A 207-nucleotide genomic window follows, 5' to 3' on the forward strand; every position below is an offset into this window, starting at 1 on the left:
ACGGCGATTGAGAGTGTCAGTGCCACGGAAGATGGCGCGGCAGTGACCGGCAATTTCAGTGCCACGGATGCAGATACCACCGATACCCACACCTTCAACATCGTGAGCCAGCCGGCAGAAGGCACCGTAACCAACAACAATGACGGCACCTTCAGTTTCAATCCGGGCAGTGACTTCCAGGATCTGGCCGCGGGAGAAACCCGTCAG

At 58.0% G+C, this 207-nt stretch carries 1 protein-coding gene; it reads left to right on the forward strand.

Going from position 1 to position 207, the window contains the following annotated elements; genetic code table 11:
• Nucleotides 1-207: Ig-like domain-containing protein (locus AC27K1_RS21850; RefSeq protein ID WP_487152905.1), on the forward strand; the 207-nt coding region annotated here is incomplete at both ends.

The organism is Kistimonas ophiarachnellae, assembly GCF_057552235.1.